Raw genomic sequence first — 13,961 nt, 5'->3', positions numbered from 1 at the left:
TAAAACGATTTTGGCAGACAAGGACCGTCGCTCGCGAATCGAGGCGACGAGCTCCTCAGCGAAAGTGCTTATGCCGCAGCTGAATAAGCCTCAATAATTGCTTTACTCACGTCGAGCGTAAACTAAGTACCAATCACCCAATTCTTCCAATGGCGCCGGAGAATCGATCCGTACCACTAACTCCCTAATTTTGCAGTCCGAAAAGTCAGCGATTACTTCAGTGGTGACGCAGCTCATGGACCACCGATCCTCGTCGCTCGTCGCTCCGTCCACGATAAAACAGACAGAAACCAAGTCCCCATCTCGCCGAACCAGCACGCGCCGAAGCGCAGGGAATACTGCGCCCCACAATGCGCGATTCACGGACAGGACAAGACTGACTCTATCGCTCAACATTGGCGATCCTCCAATTCGAATGAAATGCGCCCAGGAGCACAACGTCGCGCATGAAGGCGACCCGTTCGGACACGGGTAGTTCGGTGAGTTGATCCGCATCGCCGTCGTAGATCAAGATGCAATATCCAGGCAGGTGCTGGGTGTCGGCCATGGTTGCCCACCCGGTGCGCATCCGACCCAGCACAGCCGGGTTGGTTCCTTGTCGAGCGGCACCGGACGGGTCTTCCCGGTAGTCGATGACAGCCTCTTCGGGTTCCGTAGCCGACATTTCTGCCCCAGTTCTGCTGTGCGCCATTAGATATCGCGGGGAACCGATGGTACAGCTTGTGGGACTGCGTGATCCGCAGATGATGTGCAGTGCTGAATTAGATCAGCACTGCGAGTACGTTCGGGCGATGAAGCATCTACCGTTCAGCGAGCTCATTCGTAAGCAGACATCGGTCTTTCCGCTGCTGGCTGATTCCGATGTCACGCTCGAACGGCGCGACGCCGAGAATGTTGTTCTGATGCGGGATGAGCGGTATCAGGCGATGGACGGTGCCCTGCGGATCGCCGCTCGCTCTCTCGCACTGCTGGCCAAGACCAATCGGCAGATGGCCGAGGAAGTATTTGCCGAGGAACTGCCCTGGCTCACCTGGCTGCCTTCCGAGCATCGCGCAGAGGCCGTTCACGAACTGCTCGACGATCTCGTCGCCGGTGCCGATACCGGCTTCTACCTGCCGTTCCAGCGAAACCTGATCGCGTGGAAGCACACCGCGCAGATCTACACGGACCCGGCGCTTGTGCGCGATCTCAGCGGACCTTTCGAGCGCACAAACCATGGGGAGATCGGTCGACCCGAGGCGGCGGAGTGAGTGGGGTCGAACGCGGTGGCGAATTGCCGTTGAGATCGTCAGCCGCGGGCGCGTTGGCCGGTGGCGGCTTTGGTGACGATGTCTGCGATTCGAGCTGATCGGGTGGTGTCTCGGGCGGCGCTGACGATCCACCACAGCATTTGTTTGCGGGCGCTGGGAGGGAAGGTGTCCCAGTTGGTTCGGGCTGGTGGGGCTGCGTCCAGTGCTGCGGTCAGGTCTGGTGGTTCTGTGAGGTCTTCGACCTGGTCGAGAATCGTCCACCAGCCATTGGCTTCGGCGGCGGCGATGGCGTGGCGGCCTGCGTCGGTCATGTGGCCGTGCTTTTCCATGTCGGCGGCGCGTTCGCGGTTGAGGCGGGTCCAGGAGCTTTTGGGTCGACGCGGTGTGAACAGTTGCAAGCCGCGTTCTTCGTCGAGGATGGTGGTGGTCGAGTCGATCCAGCCGAAGCAGATGGCTTCCTCGACGGCCTCGGGGTACGGGCAGCGTGGTCGGCCGGTGGTGTTGCGCCACGAGCACAACCACACGCCTCGGACCGACGCGTGGTTGGCCGTGAGCCAGGTTCGCCACTGGGTCCGCGTTTCGGCGTGGAAGATCGGGTAGTCGAATTTCCACGTCGGTGGGTGTGTGGAAACGGGTGGCCCGAGGGGATCTTTCCGCATTTTCTCAGTGTCGCACCGATTGCGGACAGATCCTGTCCGCAATGCGGCGAGCGGCGACGCAGATCACGCTGGGGTTCTGTGGGGTCCCGGCGTAGGTTCAGGGGGAAGCGAACCGTTGACACGAAGGGGTGTTCTCGATGCGGGTGGTCAAGCGAATTCGGGCTTATGTCAAGGTGATTGGGCAGGCTCGGCGGAACAAGGGCGATCTGGTGGGGTGGTTGGGGCGGCGGCCGCAGATTGCGGGGGCGCAGGTGGTTTACGAGACGGCTTTGTTGTTCAGCAACAAGGTGGATCCTCGGTTGAAGGAGTTGGCTGAACTCAAGACGGCCGGGTTGGTGGCTTGTCAGTTCTGTTTGGATATCGGGTCGGCGCTGGCGCATACGTCGGGGTTGAGTGAGCGGCAGTTGACCGATCTGCCTCGGTACAAGACCAGCGATGCCTATAGCGAGTTGGAGAAGTTGGTGATCGGGTTCGCTGAGGCGATGACGGTGACGCCGGCTGTTGAGCTCGATGAGTTGCGGGAGGAGTTGCTGACGCATCTGTCGAAGGCGCAGGTGGCGGAGTTGGCGGCGACTATCGCTTGGGAGAACCAGCGGGCTCGGTTGAATCAGGGGCTCGGTGTGCAGCCGACCGGGATGGCTGATGGGATGGCGTGTGCGATGCCGGAACCTCGGCGGGTGCCGTAAACGAAACCCTCCGGGAGCCTGCGCGGCTCCCGGAGGATGTGCTTACCCGCTGGTCAGACCCTTGGCGATGTGGGTGACCTGGATTTCGTTGCTGCCCGCGTAGATCATCAGGGACTTGGCGTCGCGGGCCAGCTGTTCGACCTTGTACTCGGCCATGTACCCGTTGCCGCCGAACAACTGCACGGCCTCCATCGCGACCTCGGTGGCCGCGCGTGAGGAGTACAGCTTCATCGCGGACGCCTCGGCGAGGGTCACCTTGTCGCCTGCGGCGGTGCGCTCGATGGCGTTGAACACCATGTTCTGCACGTTGATTCGCGCGATCTCCATCTCGGCGAGCTTGAGCTGGATGAGCTGGAACTGCGCGATCTCCTTGCCCCACAGGGTGCGGGACTTGGCGTAATCCACGCACAGGCGGTGACATTCGTTGATGATGCCCAGTGCCAGCGACGCGATGCCGACGCGTTCGACCACGAAAGACTCTTTGGCACTGTCCTTTCCGTCGCCCTTGGCCGGGGTCTCGGTTTCGCCGAGCAGCCGGTCGGGGGTGATGCGGACGTTGTCGAAGAACAGTTCGCCCGTGGGCGAGGAGTTCATGCCCATCTTCTTGAACGGCGGGCTCTGCGTGAAACCGGGCATCCCCTTGTCCAGCACGAAGGTCAGCACCTTGCGGTCGCGGCGGTCGGCGCCGTCCTGTTCGTCCAGCTTGGCGTAGACGATCGTGACGTCGGCGTACGGGCCGTTGGTGATGAAGGTCTTGCGGCCGTTGAGGATGTAGTCCTCGCCGTCGCGGCGGACGTAGGACTTCATGCCGCCGAACGCGTCCGAGCCCGAATCGGGTTCGGTGATGGCCCAGGCGCCGACCTTGTCCATGGTGACCAGTTCGGGTAGCCAGCGCTTCTTCTGCGCGAGGGTGCCGCGGCTGCGGATGGTGCCGACGGTGAGACCCAGGCTCACCCCCATCGAGGCCACCAGACCGAGGCTGACGCCGGCCAGTTCGCTGTTGAGCACCACGCCCATGCTGCCCGCACCACTGAGCCCGCCGCCGGAGCTACCGGAGCCGGTGGTGCCTGCCTCTTCGCGGGCCAGCGCCTTCTCGAGCCCGTCGCGCGCCATCTCGTCCAGGCCGAAGGTGGCGAACAGCTTGCGGATGATGCCGAACGGCGGCAGCGCGCCGCTTTCCAGCTGGTCGACGTGCGGGGTGACCTCCTTGGCGATGAAGCCGCGCACAGCCTCGCGGAACATCAGGTCTTCGTCTGACCACTGGTACATCTCTGGACTCCCGAGGGATCGCCGGAACTTTCTCCCAAATATAGAACACGTTCTATTTCGGTGCGACGAAGTTCCGGGTGATGACCGGTGCGACGAACTCCTCGAGCATGGCGCGTTCGTCGGCGGCATCGCGACCGGGCGCCGACAGCAGCGAGACGATCACGCGGGTGAGCCAGCGGGCCATGCGGCTTCGCTGCGGGTCGGTCAGGCCAGTGGGGCCGAAGATGGTCGCAGCCAGGGCTTCGATGACGTCGGAGTCCTGGCTGATGCGGCCCGCCGTGCCGGAGTCGGCGGGCCGGAACCAGGCGATGAGCAGGGGGTTGGCCCGAACCTGCGCGACCGCGCCGAGCATCGCCGCGATGATCCGTTCGCCGGGGTCGGCGATATCGCGGAACCGCTCGTCGAGCTGGGCGACGATGCGGCGGGTCTCGCGGTGCACGAACGCCAGCCGCACCGCCTGCCGGTTGTCGAAGTAGCGGTAGAGCGTGGCACGGGAACAGCCTGCGGCCCTGGCGATGTCGGCCATGCCGACCGCGGCCACCCCGTGTTCGGCGAACAGTTCGGCGGCCGCGTCGATGATGCGTTCGGCGGCCAGGTCCGCCCGGTCGGTCGCCAACCAGTCACCACTCATGTCGCACTGAACGGCACCGAGACGGGCCAACGCACGTAGTTACCCTGCGACCATCGCACCGCATCGAGGTCGACGGTGAAATCGGGGCACCGGGCGAGCAGTTCCTCGAGCGCCACCCTGGCCTGCATGCGGGCGGCGGCCGCGCCGAGGCAGTGATGGTGTCCGTGGCTGAAGGTGAGGATGCGCTTCGGGTTGCGGCGGACGTCGAGTTCGGCTGCGGTGGAACCGAATTCGCGTTCGTCGCGGTTGGCGGAGCCGTAGAGCAACAGCACGCGACGGCCGGCCGGGATGGTGGTGTCGTGCAGTTCGACATCACGGGTGGTGGTGCGGGCCAGACCCTGCACCGGGGAGGTCATCCGCAGGAACTCCTCGATGGAATCGGGGATGAGCGACGGGTCGTCGGCGAGCAGCGTGCGCTGGTCGGGATCGGCGGTGAGGAGTTGGACCGCACCGCCGAGGTTGCCGGTGGTGGTGTCGTTGCCGCCGGTGATCATCGTGAACGCGAAGCCCAGAATGGCGATCAGGCCGTCATTGTCGCCCTCGGCGCCGAGGCCGGAGGCCAGCAGGTGCGAAATGGTGTCGTCGCCCGGTTCCACGCGGCGACGGGCGATCAGCTCGGTGAAGTAGCCGACCAGCTCGCCCACGGCGGCGAACGCGTTCTGGTCGCCCGCGGCGATCCCGGCGCCCGCGACGGCGCCACCGACGATGTTCTCGGTCCACTCGTCGAACTTGCCGTGGTCGCGTTCGGGCACGCCGAGGTAGTGCGCGACCACCATCGTGGGCAGCGGCTTGAACAGCTCCTCGACGATATCGCCGCCACCGGCCGCGCGCAGTCGCTCGATCCGTTCGACGACGAACCTGCGCACCGCCGGTTCGACCGAATTCACTTGGCGCGGTGTGAATCCCGGAGAAACTCTGCGCCGGAAGTCGGTGTGCTGCGGCGGGTCCATGAAGACGAACGGCTTGACGCCACCGAACCCGGCGGCGGCCAGGTCGATGTAGTCGACGGTCAGGCCCGAGGCCGAGGAGAACGTCTCGGGATCGCGGGCGGCCGCCCACACATCGGGGTGCCGGGACAGCACGTAGAAATCGTCGGATTCCTGCCCTTCGGGGATCACCCGATGGACCGGATCATGCTCGCGCAGTGCGGAATACATGGACCAGGGATCGCGCCAAGTCTCTCCGGAGCGGAGTTCGAACCGCACCGAATGAGACGTCGTTGTGCTCATGACTCCATGGTGAGACATCTGCACCAATTTGTCTAGAACCGGTTCTATTTTCGTCTGTCACCGCAGGTCGAACGTGTGCGCGCTACCGTGGACTGATGAGCAGTCGAGGAGTTCCCGGTGGTGTGGTGCACGAGTTGCCGACGGATCTGCGCACGGCACTGCTCGCGAACCCGCCCGCACTCACCGCCTGGCGCGACATCACCCCACTGGCCCGCAACGAGTTCATCTGCTGGGTCGAGGACGCCAAACAGGACGCGACACGCGCACGGCGGATCCGACGCACCCAAGAGGAGCTCGAGGAGGGCCAGCGGCGGCCGTGCTGCTGGCCTGGGTGCGCGCATCGCGAGCGCACCGGCAGCTGAGCTGGGAATTCCGAGCATCCGGTCCCCGCCGCCGAGGAGATCGAACCGCAGCTCACACCGCGTGTGGCGCCTCGCTCATCGGGATGACCTTGCGTCGGCGGGTAGGCCCGCGGTGGAAGTTGTGCTACCACTGGGTGATCAAAGGCGCGAGGGGGATTTGTGACATCGATGAACCGGGCTGGTTCGGGTGAGCCCGTACTGCTGCTGCACGGCTACACCCTGTCCCATCATTCATGGCACAGGGTTGTCGACAATCTCTCGCGCGACTACGACGTTCTCGCGATGACGATGCCAGGGCACTGGGGCGGGCCGCAGCTGCGACTGCGCGATGTGGGCGTCCGCGGGATCGCCGACGGCGTCGAACGTGAACTCGACAAGCTCGGTTGGGAAACCTGCCACATAGCCGGGAGCTCACTCGGCGGACAGATCGCGTTCGAACTCGAACGCCGCGGCCGGGCGCGATCCCTTGCCGCACTGAACCCCAGCGGAGGATGGAAGCGTTTCTCCTACAACGAGTTTCATCTCGGTCTGGTATTCGTCGCACAATTTCCGCTTGCCGCCGCTGCCCGCATGTTCGGTGATCGAGTAACTACTCGCGAGGTCTTTCAACGCCCGATCATCAGGAACTGCGTCAGCGACATGACGGCGGTCGACCCCGTTGACGCGGCGAACACGATCCGCGCAGTCGCCCACTGCCCCATCTACCTGCCGATGCAACTGGCGTATCTGCGCGATGGACCGCTCACCGACGACGACATCCGTCGTGTCACAGCGCCGACATCGTTGATCCTGTCCGAGTTCGACACCTTCCTCACCCGGAACAAGTCCATGCAGCGGCTGATCGATGAACTGCCCGACCACGTCGAGGAGGTCACCCTCCCGGGTGTCGGGCACATCCCGATGCTCGAGAACCCCGACATCGTCGCCGATGCCCTCCGCACCCACCTGATCAGGGCGGCTGATCAGCAGGCCCAGTGAGTGTCGGCGACCGACGGGAACTACCTCAGGCGGCGTTCACGATGGACATGGCGATGCCGTCGAGGATGTCGTGTTCGCTGACGACGAGTTCGGAGACTCCGGCGCGGCGGGCCAGTTCGTCGGCCAGGACCTCGGTGATGACCGCGCCGCCGCCGATGACGTCGACGCGGCCGGGGTGCATGGGGCCGAGGGCTGCGCGTTCGTCGTGGTTCATGGCGACGAGACGGTCGCAGACGTCGTGGACTTCGGCCAGGGTCAGGCGGGTGAGATGTACTCGCGCGGAGTCGTATTCGGGGAGGTCGAGGGCGACGGCGGTGATCGTGGTCATGGTGCCTGCCACGCCTACCCAGGTGTGGACCTTGTCGACGGGGACTTTCGCGAACGCTTCGTCGAGGCGTTCCTGGGCGAATTCCCTTGCGGCGGTGATCTGGTCGGGTGTCGGCGGGTTGCCGGGCAGACAGCGCTCGGTGATGCGGACGCAGCCGATGTCGGCGGAATAGGCTGCCTGGACACCGTTTTCGTCGCCGACCACCAGTTCGGTGGAGCCGCCGCCGAGGTCGACGACCACGAAAGGACCGGCGTCGGAGGCCAATTCGCCGACTGCACCGGCGAAGGACAGTCGTGCTTCTTCGTCACCGGAGATCACTTCCGCGACCGCGCCGGGCACCACGCGACCGAGCTCGGTGCGGGTCATCGAGAAGAAGTCGTCACGGTTGGCGGCATCGCGAGTCGCGGAAGTCGCGACCATGCGAACCCGCGAAACACCTTCCGCCACCATCACATCGACGTAATCAGCCAAGGCGAGGCGCGTGCGTTCGATCGCTTCGGGCGCGAGTCGACCGGTGGCGTCGACACCTTGGCCCAACCGCACGATCCGCATCTCCCGATGCACATCGGTGAGCCCACCATCGGCGGTGACTTCGGAGATCAGCAGTCGGATCGAGTTGGTTCCGCAGTCCACTGCGGCGATGCGCTCACTCATGGTGTCCTCCAGGTCTGGTGCGCCGGGCACTCCCGCGATTATGCCTGTTCGCCGGGTGCGGCGGGCCAGTCGGCGGGGATCGCGGTGCCGCGGAAGCCCGCGGCGGCGGCCAGGGCGACGGCTTCGTCACCGAAGGGGTTCAGGCCGGGGCCCTTGGCCAGGGAGTGCGCGATCAGTACGTGCAGGCATTTGACGCGGTCGGGCATGCCGCCACCGCTGAAATCGGTGTCCAGGGACTCGATTTCGTTGCGTTCGGCCAGGTAGCTCTCGTGGGCGCGACGGTAGGCGGCGGCCAGTTCCGGGTCGGCGGCCAGGCGTTCGGTCATGTCGCGCATGACACCGGCCGATTCCTGCCTGCTCGCCTCGGCGGTCAGGCGCGGGTCGGTGAGGTAGTACAGCGTCGGGAAGGGGGTGCCGTCGGGCAGGCGGGGCGCGGTTTTGACCACGGCGGGCAGGCCGTCGGGGGTGCGGTAGGCGACTTCGAGCACGCCGCGAGGTTCGCGGCCCAACTGCTTCGCGATGATCTCGAGGTCGCTGGCGTTCGGTGTCGTCACCGGGGTCCTTCCGGGGCTGGTTCGGAGATGCTGCGCCACAGGTCGGTGTACCAGGGGTCGGGCGCCGCGGTTCGGGTGCTCATCGGCGGCGGCGCTGGTGCTTCGATGCCGGGAATCTGCACGATGTAGGGGGTTTCGCCGGGCATCACCAGGCGCAGGCGGTCGCGCGCTTGGGAGCGGATGTAGGCCGGATCCTGTTGTTGCGCACGGCGCGCGCGCAGACCGTCGAGGTCCGCTTCGAGCGCCCGCCGCTGTTCGGCCAGTGCCACCGCTTCGGCACGTTGGCTGAAGTAGGTGCGGGTCGGCACGGCCAAAGTCAGTGCCAGACCGCACAATACGGCCGCCAGGATCACGGCTTTGCCGGTCGACAGCCCCAGGATGGTGTGTTCGCCGCGGTCGAGCTTGCCGGTGGGCTTGCGCTTGGCGGATTCGGGATGGCGGCGCGTGGGGCGTTTGGCCGCGGTGGGGCGGCCGGGCGCGTCCAGCTTGGGGCGGGTGCGCGACGTGCGCCTGTCACCACGTCCACCCGGACTGGTTCCACGCGCACGCCGCTCGGTCATTGCCTACCGCCCCTGTACAACTTTTTAGAATTCGCCGGTGAAACGCGGGAAGGCCACGTCACCGGCATAGCGTGCCGAGTCACCGAGGGCGTCCTCGATGCGCAGCAGCTGGTTGTACTTGGCGACCCGCTCCGAACGCGCGGGCGCGCCGGTCTTGATCTGGCCCGAACCGACGGCGACCGCGAGGTCGGCGATGGTGGTGTCCTCGGTCTCGCCCGAACGGTGCGACATCATGGTCTTGTACCCGTTGCGGTGCGCCAGCTCGACAGCGTCGAGGGTTTCGGTGAGCGTGCCGATCTGGTTGACCTTCACCAGCAGCGCGTTCGCGGCACCCTTGGCGATGCCCTCTTCGAGGCGCTCGGGGTTGGTGACGAACAGGTCGTCGCCGACCAGCTGCACCTTGTCACCGATGGCGTCGGTGAGGGCGACCCAGCCGTCCCAGTCGTCTTCCGACAGCGGGTCTTCGATGGAGACCAGCGGGTACTTGGTGAGCAGGTCCGCGTAGAAGTCGCCCATTTCGGCGGCGGTGCGGATCTTGCCCTCGAACTTGTAACCCTCGCCCTCGGTGTGGAATTCGGTCGCGGCCACGTCGAGAGCCAGCGCGATATCGGTGCCCAGCTTGTAGCCGGCGCGCTCGATGGCGACGCTGATCAGGTCGAGAGCTTCGATGGTGCCCGCGACGTCGGGGGCGAAGCCACCCTCGTCACCGAGACCGGTCGACAGGCCCTTTTCCTTCAGCACGGCCTTGAGCGTGTGGTACACCTCGGTGCCCCAGCGCAGCGCCTCGCGGAAGGTGGGCGCGCCGATCGGGGCGATCATGAATTCCTGCACGTCCACGCCGGTGTCGGCGTGTGCGCCACCGTTGAGGATGTTCATCATCGGCACCGGAAGCACGTGGGCGTTCGGGCCGCCGAGGTAGCGGAAGAGTTCGAGCCCGGAGGACTCGGCGGCACCGCGGGCCACGGCCAGCGACACGCCCAGCAGGGCGTTCGCGCCGAGGCGGGACTTGTCGGGGGTGCCGTCCAGATCCAGCAGGGCCTGGTCGACGGTGCGCTGCTCGACGGCGTCGAGGCCGATGATGGCGGGCGCGATCTCGTCGAGCACACCTTCGACGGCCTTTTGCACACCCTTGCCGCCGTAGCGGTCGCCGCCGTCACGCAGCTCGACGGCCTCGTGCTCGCCGGTGGACGCGCCGGACGGCACGTCTGCCCTGGTCAAGGTGCCGTCATCGAGGGCGATCTCGACCTCGACAGTGGGATTGCCGCGCGAATCCAGAATCTCGCGAGCTCCGACCTGTTCGATAATGGCCACGAAAACTGCTCCTTACGACGGAAGGCACGGTAGGTATCACGGGATGGGGCCGTGCGCTGCCGAGCCTATCGTCTCGGCGGGGTGCGCAGTAACCGGCACTCCGGGCCGGGGCGAACTACACGCGGCGGCCGATGCTGTAGATCGCGGCGCGATCGCGGACCACGCGCATGTATTTGTTGTCCTGGTTGTACGCGAACAGGGCTCGTTGCCAACCGTCTGCCGAGGTCAGGTCGCCGCCGCGGGTGCACAAGTAGCGGGCGGCGGTCAGTGCGGCGTCGTCGATGTTCTGCGGGTCGATCACGCCGTCGCCGTTGGCGTCCACGCCCCAGCGTTTCCAGGTTTCCGGAATGAACTGCAGCGGACCCACCGCGCGGTCGTAGGTGGTGTCGCCGTCGAGACGGCCGCCGTCGGTGTCGCGAATCTCGGCATTGTTGTTGGTGCCGTCCAGGGCGACGCCGATGATCGCCGGGCGCACCACCCCGTCACTGTCGATCCCGGCACCACGATGGGTGCCGTGCCCGCTTTCCACGCTGGCGATCCCGGCGAGGGTGGTCCAGGCGATCCCGCACTCGGGCTTCGACTTCGCCAGCACCGCGGCGGCGTACCCGTAGGCCTCGAGCGCTACAGGTTTGATGCCGACCGCACCGGATTGCTCGTCGGCCCAGCCACGTAACTGCTCCGACGCGCGGCCGGGCGCGTCGACATCGATGGTGGGCAGCGCGACTCCCGGCCCCGGCGGCATGTCGCCGGGAATCGACGCAAGCGAACTGCACCCCGACAGGAGTGCGGTGATCGCGACTGCGGCGAGCACGCCGATTTTTTGCACCGTCACCTGCTCAATCATCCAGATCCACGGCACTTTGTGCACGTCTCACAGCAGGTTCTCAGAGTCGTGGATAACTTCTTGCGCGGGTTCAGCCGAGTAGGTCCGCGGTGGCTTGGTGCGCGGGTGTGGTGAGAACTTGTGTCGGCGTTCCTGATTCGACGACTCGGCCGTGATCGAGGACGAGGAGGTCGGTGCAGTGGCCGCGGACCAGGGTCATGTCGTGGCTGATCAGGATGACGGCGGTGTTGCGGTCGGCGCGGACTCTGTCGAGCAGAGACATGATGGCGGTGGCGGTTTCGGTGTCGAGGGCGGTGGTGATTTCGTCGCAGATGAGCACGGCCGGGTTGGCGGCTAGGGCTCGGGCGAGGGCTACGCGTTGGCGTTGGCCGCCGGAGAGTTGGTGGGGGTGGCGGGTGGTGAGGTCGACGGGGAGGTCGACGGCGGTGAGTAGGGCGGTGATGTGGGCGGGGACTTCGTGTTTGGGGATTCTGGCGATTCTGCGGAGGGGGCGGGCCAGGGTTTGTTCGACGGTTCGGCGGGGGTTCAGTGCTGCGCGGGGGTTTTGGGTGACCAGTTGGATTCCGTTGGCGCCGGGCTTGATTCGGTCCTTGGCTATCTTTTTTCCGCACACTTCCAGCGAACCTGTTTCGGCGGGATGTAGGCCTGCGATCACTCGGGCGAGGGTGGTTTTTCCGGCGCCGGATGGGCCGACCACTGCTAGGGCAGCACCGGCTCGCAGGCTGAGATCGACTTCTTCGAGGACCGTGTGGCCGTGCGCTGTCGCGTTGATTCCCTTGGCGCGCAGGACAATATCGTCTACTGGGTTCCGCCTGGCAATCGGCGAATCGGCACCCGTCGACACGCGGCCTCTGCTCGGATCTGCAGTACCTGCCATCGCGTTTGCGGCCGCCACACGAACTCGAGGATGCCGCTTGCCTTGCCGATCAGCAGGCGCGTTGCTTCTACGGGACCTGCTCGGCGTGTGGCTGCTGTGCTGCGAATCAGTAACTCCGCCTGAATCATTCGCTGCCTGTTCGCTGGGTGGGCGGATTTCGATCACCGTGTCGGCGATGGTGTTGATCGCTTCGGTGTCGTGGCCGGAGAGCAGGACGGTGGTGGCGTGGTCGGTGGCGAGGGTGGAGATCAGGTGGGCGATGTCGGTGCGGAGGGTGCCGTGCAGGCCGGCGAGGGGTTCATCGAGGATGAGGAGTTCGGGGCGGCGCAGGATGGCTCGGGCCAGGGCGACTCGGCGTTGTTGGCCGCCGGACAGGCGGGCGCAGCGGCGACGGAGATGGGTGTGGTCGAGGCCTACCTGTTCGAGGACGGCTAGGCGGTCGGCTTCGGTGCTGGTGGGGGCGGCGTCGGCTAGGACGGCTCGGACGCGCAGGAGCGGGTTGAGTTCGGATCCTGGATCCTGGCCGACGTAGGCGATCTTTTCGCGGCGAAACTTGCGCAGGGCCCCGGCATCCAGCGCGAACACCTCATGCCCGGCGACCAGCACGGTTCCCGCTCCGCGAGCGCCAGTGGGTAGATGCCCGAGCAGCGCACGCATCGCCGTGGACTTGCCCACGCCCGATGCCCCTGTCAGCGCGGTCACCGTGCCCGCCTTCAACCGGAACGACAACGGCGCCAGCAGCACGGCCCCGCTGTCGGCGACAACAGTCAAGTCATCGACTACCGCGGACTCCCCCGAGTCCGCCACCGAAATCCGACCTGCGCTGCCGAAAGAGCTGGTCGTCGCGGGACGGGTCTTCGGCCCACTGGTGACCACCAGGTTCACCCCCACTGCCACGATCGCGATGGCGGCGCTGGGGGCGAGGACCGCCCACGGGTTGAGTAGGAGTCCGGAGGCGTTGTCGCGGACCATGATTGCCCAGTTGTCGGCGCCGAGGGCGGGGACGCCGAGGAAGGCGACGGTGCTGACCAGGTAGATGGCTACTACGAAACGCAAGCCCAGTTGGGTGGTGAAGACGGCGCGCAGATTGGGCAGGATTTCGCGGAAGACCAGGTGGGGCAGGGATTCTCCGCTGGCGATCGCGGCTTCGACGTAGCCGGTGGTGGCGATGGTCGCGGCGGAGGCGGCGAAGAGTCTGGCGCAGTAGGGAACTCCGAACAGCAGGGAAACGGCGATCAGCGCGATGACGCCGCCACCGGGCCAGGCGGTGAGTACCAGCAGGATGCCGAGGACGGCGGGGAGCAGGATCACCAGGTCGCCGCACAATTCGATGATCTTGCCCGCGCGGGGACGTACGGCGGCGACGGCGCCGAGGATGGCCGACAGGACCGTCACCGCGATCGCGATCACCGCGGAAACGGCCAGAAGTTGGGTGCCGCCGGTGAGTAGGTGGCTGAGGACGTCGCGGCCGAGCCGGTCGGTTCCCAGCGGGGCCGTTGCATCGGGTTGCGCGAACGGCATTCCGACGGCTTGCTCCGCTGGATGCGGCGCGAGAAGCGGTCCCACCACCGCGAGCAGCACCACAAGGCCCACACCGACGGCCACCGAGCACCGCCAGAGCGCGGTCCCCCATCTGGACGATTGATCACCAGGCTTTCCGGTAAACATCGGCCGAGTAGAAAAATCCACCAGAGCCTGGTGATCTTGATCCGTGGGGAGATGATCCTGTCGCATTACTCGACCTCCCACTCGGAACCTCGTATTTCGGG

The 13,961-nt window shown here is 65.9% G+C and carries 15 protein-coding genes; 4 read left to right on the top strand and 11 right to left on the bottom strand.

Translation table 11 applies throughout. From position 1 onward, the window contains the following. Positions 1-382 precede the first annotated feature (382 nt). Positions 383-664: a hypothetical protein gene (locus tag ACFWU5_RS18120; protein ID WP_379267997.1), complete on the bottom strand. Its 282-nt coding sequence runs from the start codon at positions 662-664 to the stop codon at positions 383-385. A gap of 58 nt (positions 665-722) precedes the next feature. Between ACFWU5_RS18120 and ACFWU5_RS18115 the strand changes: the two genes are divergently transcribed. Then, positions 723-1,250 carry a hypothetical protein gene (locus ACFWU5_RS18115; RefSeq protein ID WP_379267996.1) on the top strand — a complete coding sequence of 176 codons (528 nt, stop codon included), beginning with the start codon at positions 723-725 and terminating at the stop codon, positions 1,248-1,250. Positions 1,251-1,288: 38 nt separating this feature from the next. On the opposite strand, the gene ACFWU5_RS18110 is transcribed toward ACFWU5_RS18115, so the two are convergent. Next, entirely contained in the window at positions 1,289-1,909 is a 621-nt protein-coding gene (locus tag ACFWU5_RS18110) for a YdeI family protein (RefSeq protein WP_379239886.1), read from the bottom strand. Between the two features lie 137 nt (positions 1,910-2,046). On the opposite strand from ACFWU5_RS18110, the gene ACFWU5_RS18105 reads away from it, so the two are divergent. Further along, positions 2,047-2,595 carry a carboxymuconolactone decarboxylase family protein gene (locus ACFWU5_RS18105; protein WP_379239885.1) on the top strand — a complete coding sequence of 183 codons (549 nt, stop codon included), beginning with the start codon at positions 2,047-2,049 and terminating at the stop codon, positions 2,593-2,595. A 42-nt stretch (positions 2,596-2,637) separates the two neighbouring features. On the opposite strand, the gene ACFWU5_RS18100 is transcribed toward ACFWU5_RS18105, so the two are convergent. From ACFWU5_RS18100 to ACFWU5_RS18090, 3 genes are read right to left on the bottom strand one after another with little or no spacing between them, the layout of a single operon-like run. Further along, positions 2,638-3,864 carry an acyl-CoA dehydrogenase family protein gene (locus ACFWU5_RS18100; RefSeq protein WP_379267995.1) on the bottom strand — a complete coding sequence of 409 codons (1,227 nt, stop codon included), beginning with the start codon at positions 3,862-3,864 and terminating at the stop codon, positions 2,638-2,640. A 52-nt stretch (positions 3,865-3,916) separates the two neighbouring features. Then, positions 3,917-4,495, bottom strand: a complete 579-nt coding sequence (locus tag ACFWU5_RS18095) for a TetR/AcrR family transcriptional regulator (RefSeq protein WP_379267994.1) — start codon at positions 4,493-4,495, stop codon at positions 3,917-3,919. Next, positions 4,492-5,724, bottom strand: a complete 1,233-nt coding sequence (locus ACFWU5_RS18090) for a cytochrome P450 (RefSeq protein ID WP_379267993.1) — start codon at positions 5,722-5,724, stop codon at positions 4,492-4,494. The genes ACFWU5_RS18095 and ACFWU5_RS18090 overlap by 4 nt, the downstream gene beginning before the upstream one ends. A gap of 95 nt (positions 5,725-5,819) precedes the next feature. On the opposite strand from ACFWU5_RS18090, the gene ACFWU5_RS18085 reads away from it, so the two are divergent. Together ACFWU5_RS18085 and ACFWU5_RS18080 are read left to right on the top strand one after the other, a co-directional pair. Further along, positions 5,820-6,086, top strand: coding sequence for a YdeI/OmpD-associated family protein (locus ACFWU5_RS18085; protein ID WP_379239881.1), 267 nt, complete (start codon positions 5,820-5,822; stop codon positions 6,084-6,086). Positions 6,087-6,254: 168 nt separating this feature from the next. Then, entirely contained in the window at positions 6,255-7,064 is an 810-nt protein-coding gene (locus ACFWU5_RS18080; RefSeq protein ID WP_379239880.1) for an alpha/beta fold hydrolase, read from the top strand. Between the two features lie 25 nt (positions 7,065-7,089). On the opposite strand, the gene ACFWU5_RS18075 is transcribed toward ACFWU5_RS18080, so the two are convergent. The 6 genes from ACFWU5_RS18075 to ACFWU5_RS18050 all read right to left on the bottom strand — a co-directional run bounded on the left by ACFWU5_RS18075 (position 7,090) and on the right by ACFWU5_RS18050 (position 13,797). Further along, positions 7,090-8,046 (bottom strand): exopolyphosphatase, encoded by a 957-nt coding sequence (locus tag ACFWU5_RS18075; protein ID WP_379267992.1) that lies wholly within the window; start codon positions 8,044-8,046, stop codon positions 7,090-7,092. 38 nt (positions 8,047-8,084) lie between these two features. Continuing rightward, positions 8,085-8,600 carry a DUF501 domain-containing protein gene (locus ACFWU5_RS18070; protein WP_379239878.1) on the bottom strand — a complete coding sequence of 172 codons (516 nt, stop codon included), beginning with the start codon at positions 8,598-8,600 and terminating at the stop codon, positions 8,085-8,087. Further along, positions 8,597-9,160, bottom strand: coding sequence for a septum formation initiator family protein (locus ACFWU5_RS18065; RefSeq protein ID WP_379267991.1), 564 nt, complete (start codon positions 9,158-9,160; stop codon positions 8,597-8,599). Before ACFWU5_RS18065 ends, ACFWU5_RS18070 begins: the two co-directional genes overlap by 4 nt. Before the next feature lie 24 nt (positions 9,161-9,184). After that, entirely contained in the window at positions 9,185-10,471 is a 1,287-nt protein-coding gene (gene eno, locus ACFWU5_RS18060) for a phosphopyruvate hydratase (protein ID WP_379239876.1), read from the bottom strand. A gap of 115 nt (positions 10,472-10,586) precedes the next feature. Continuing rightward, on the bottom strand, positions 10,587-11,315 hold the full coding sequence (locus ACFWU5_RS18055) for a lytic murein transglycosylase (protein WP_379267990.1): 729 nt from the start codon (positions 11,313-11,315) through the stop codon (positions 10,587-10,589). Positions 11,316-11,385: 70 nt separating this feature from the next. After that, on the bottom strand, positions 11,386-13,797 hold the full coding sequence (locus ACFWU5_RS18050) for an ATP-binding cassette domain-containing protein (RefSeq protein ID WP_379267989.1): 2,412 nt from the start codon (positions 13,795-13,797) through the stop codon (positions 11,386-11,388). Positions 13,798-13,961 lie beyond the last annotated feature (164 nt).

The organism is Nocardia sp. NPDC058640 (assembly GCF_042716995.1).
GTDB lineage: Bacteria > Actinomycetota > Actinomycetes > Mycobacteriales > Mycobacteriaceae > Nocardia.
The sequence above is the reverse complement of the archived record's forward strand: the minus strand, read 5'-3'. Positions and strand labels throughout refer to the sequence as shown.

Coding starts and splice junctions, on each gene's coding strand:
- ACFWU5_RS18120 (WP_379267997.1), bottom strand. CDS start 664: ATGTCGGCTACGGAACCCGAAGAGGCTGTCATCGACTACCGGGAAGAC.
- ACFWU5_RS18110 (WP_379239886.1), bottom strand. CDS start 1,909: ATGCGGAAAGATCCCCTCGGGCCACCCGTTTCCACACACCCACCGACG.
- ACFWU5_RS18105 (WP_379239885.1), top strand. CDS start 2,047: ATGCGGGTGGTCAAGCGAATTCGGGCTTATGTCAAGGTGATTGGGCAG.
- ACFWU5_RS18100 (WP_379267995.1), bottom strand. CDS start 3,864: ATGTACCAGTGGTCAGACGAAGACCTGATGTTCCGCGAGGCTGTGCGC.
- ACFWU5_RS18095 (WP_379267994.1), bottom strand. CDS start 4,495: ATGAGTGGTGACTGGTTGGCGACCGACCGGGCGGACCTGGCCGCCGAA.
- ACFWU5_RS18090 (WP_379267993.1), bottom strand. CDS start 5,724: ATGAGCACAACGACGTCTCATTCGGTGCGGTTCGAACTCCGCTCCGGA.
- ACFWU5_RS18085 (WP_379239881.1), top strand. CDS start 5,820: ATGAGCAGTCGAGGAGTTCCCGGTGGTGTGGTGCACGAGTTGCCGACG.
- ACFWU5_RS18080 (WP_379239880.1), top strand. CDS start 6,255: ATGAACCGGGCTGGTTCGGGTGAGCCCGTACTGCTGCTGCACGGCTAC.
- ACFWU5_RS18075 (WP_379267992.1), bottom strand. CDS start 8,046: ATGAGTGAGCGCATCGCCGCAGTGGACTGCGGAACCAACTCGATCCGA.
- ACFWU5_RS18065 (WP_379267991.1), bottom strand. CDS start 9,160: ATGACCGAGCGGCGTGCGCGTGGAACCAGTCCGGGTGGACGTGGTGAC.
- ACFWU5_RS18055 (WP_379267990.1), bottom strand. CDS start 11,315: ATGATTGAGCAGGTGACGGTGCAAAAAATCGGCGTGCTCGCCGCAGTC.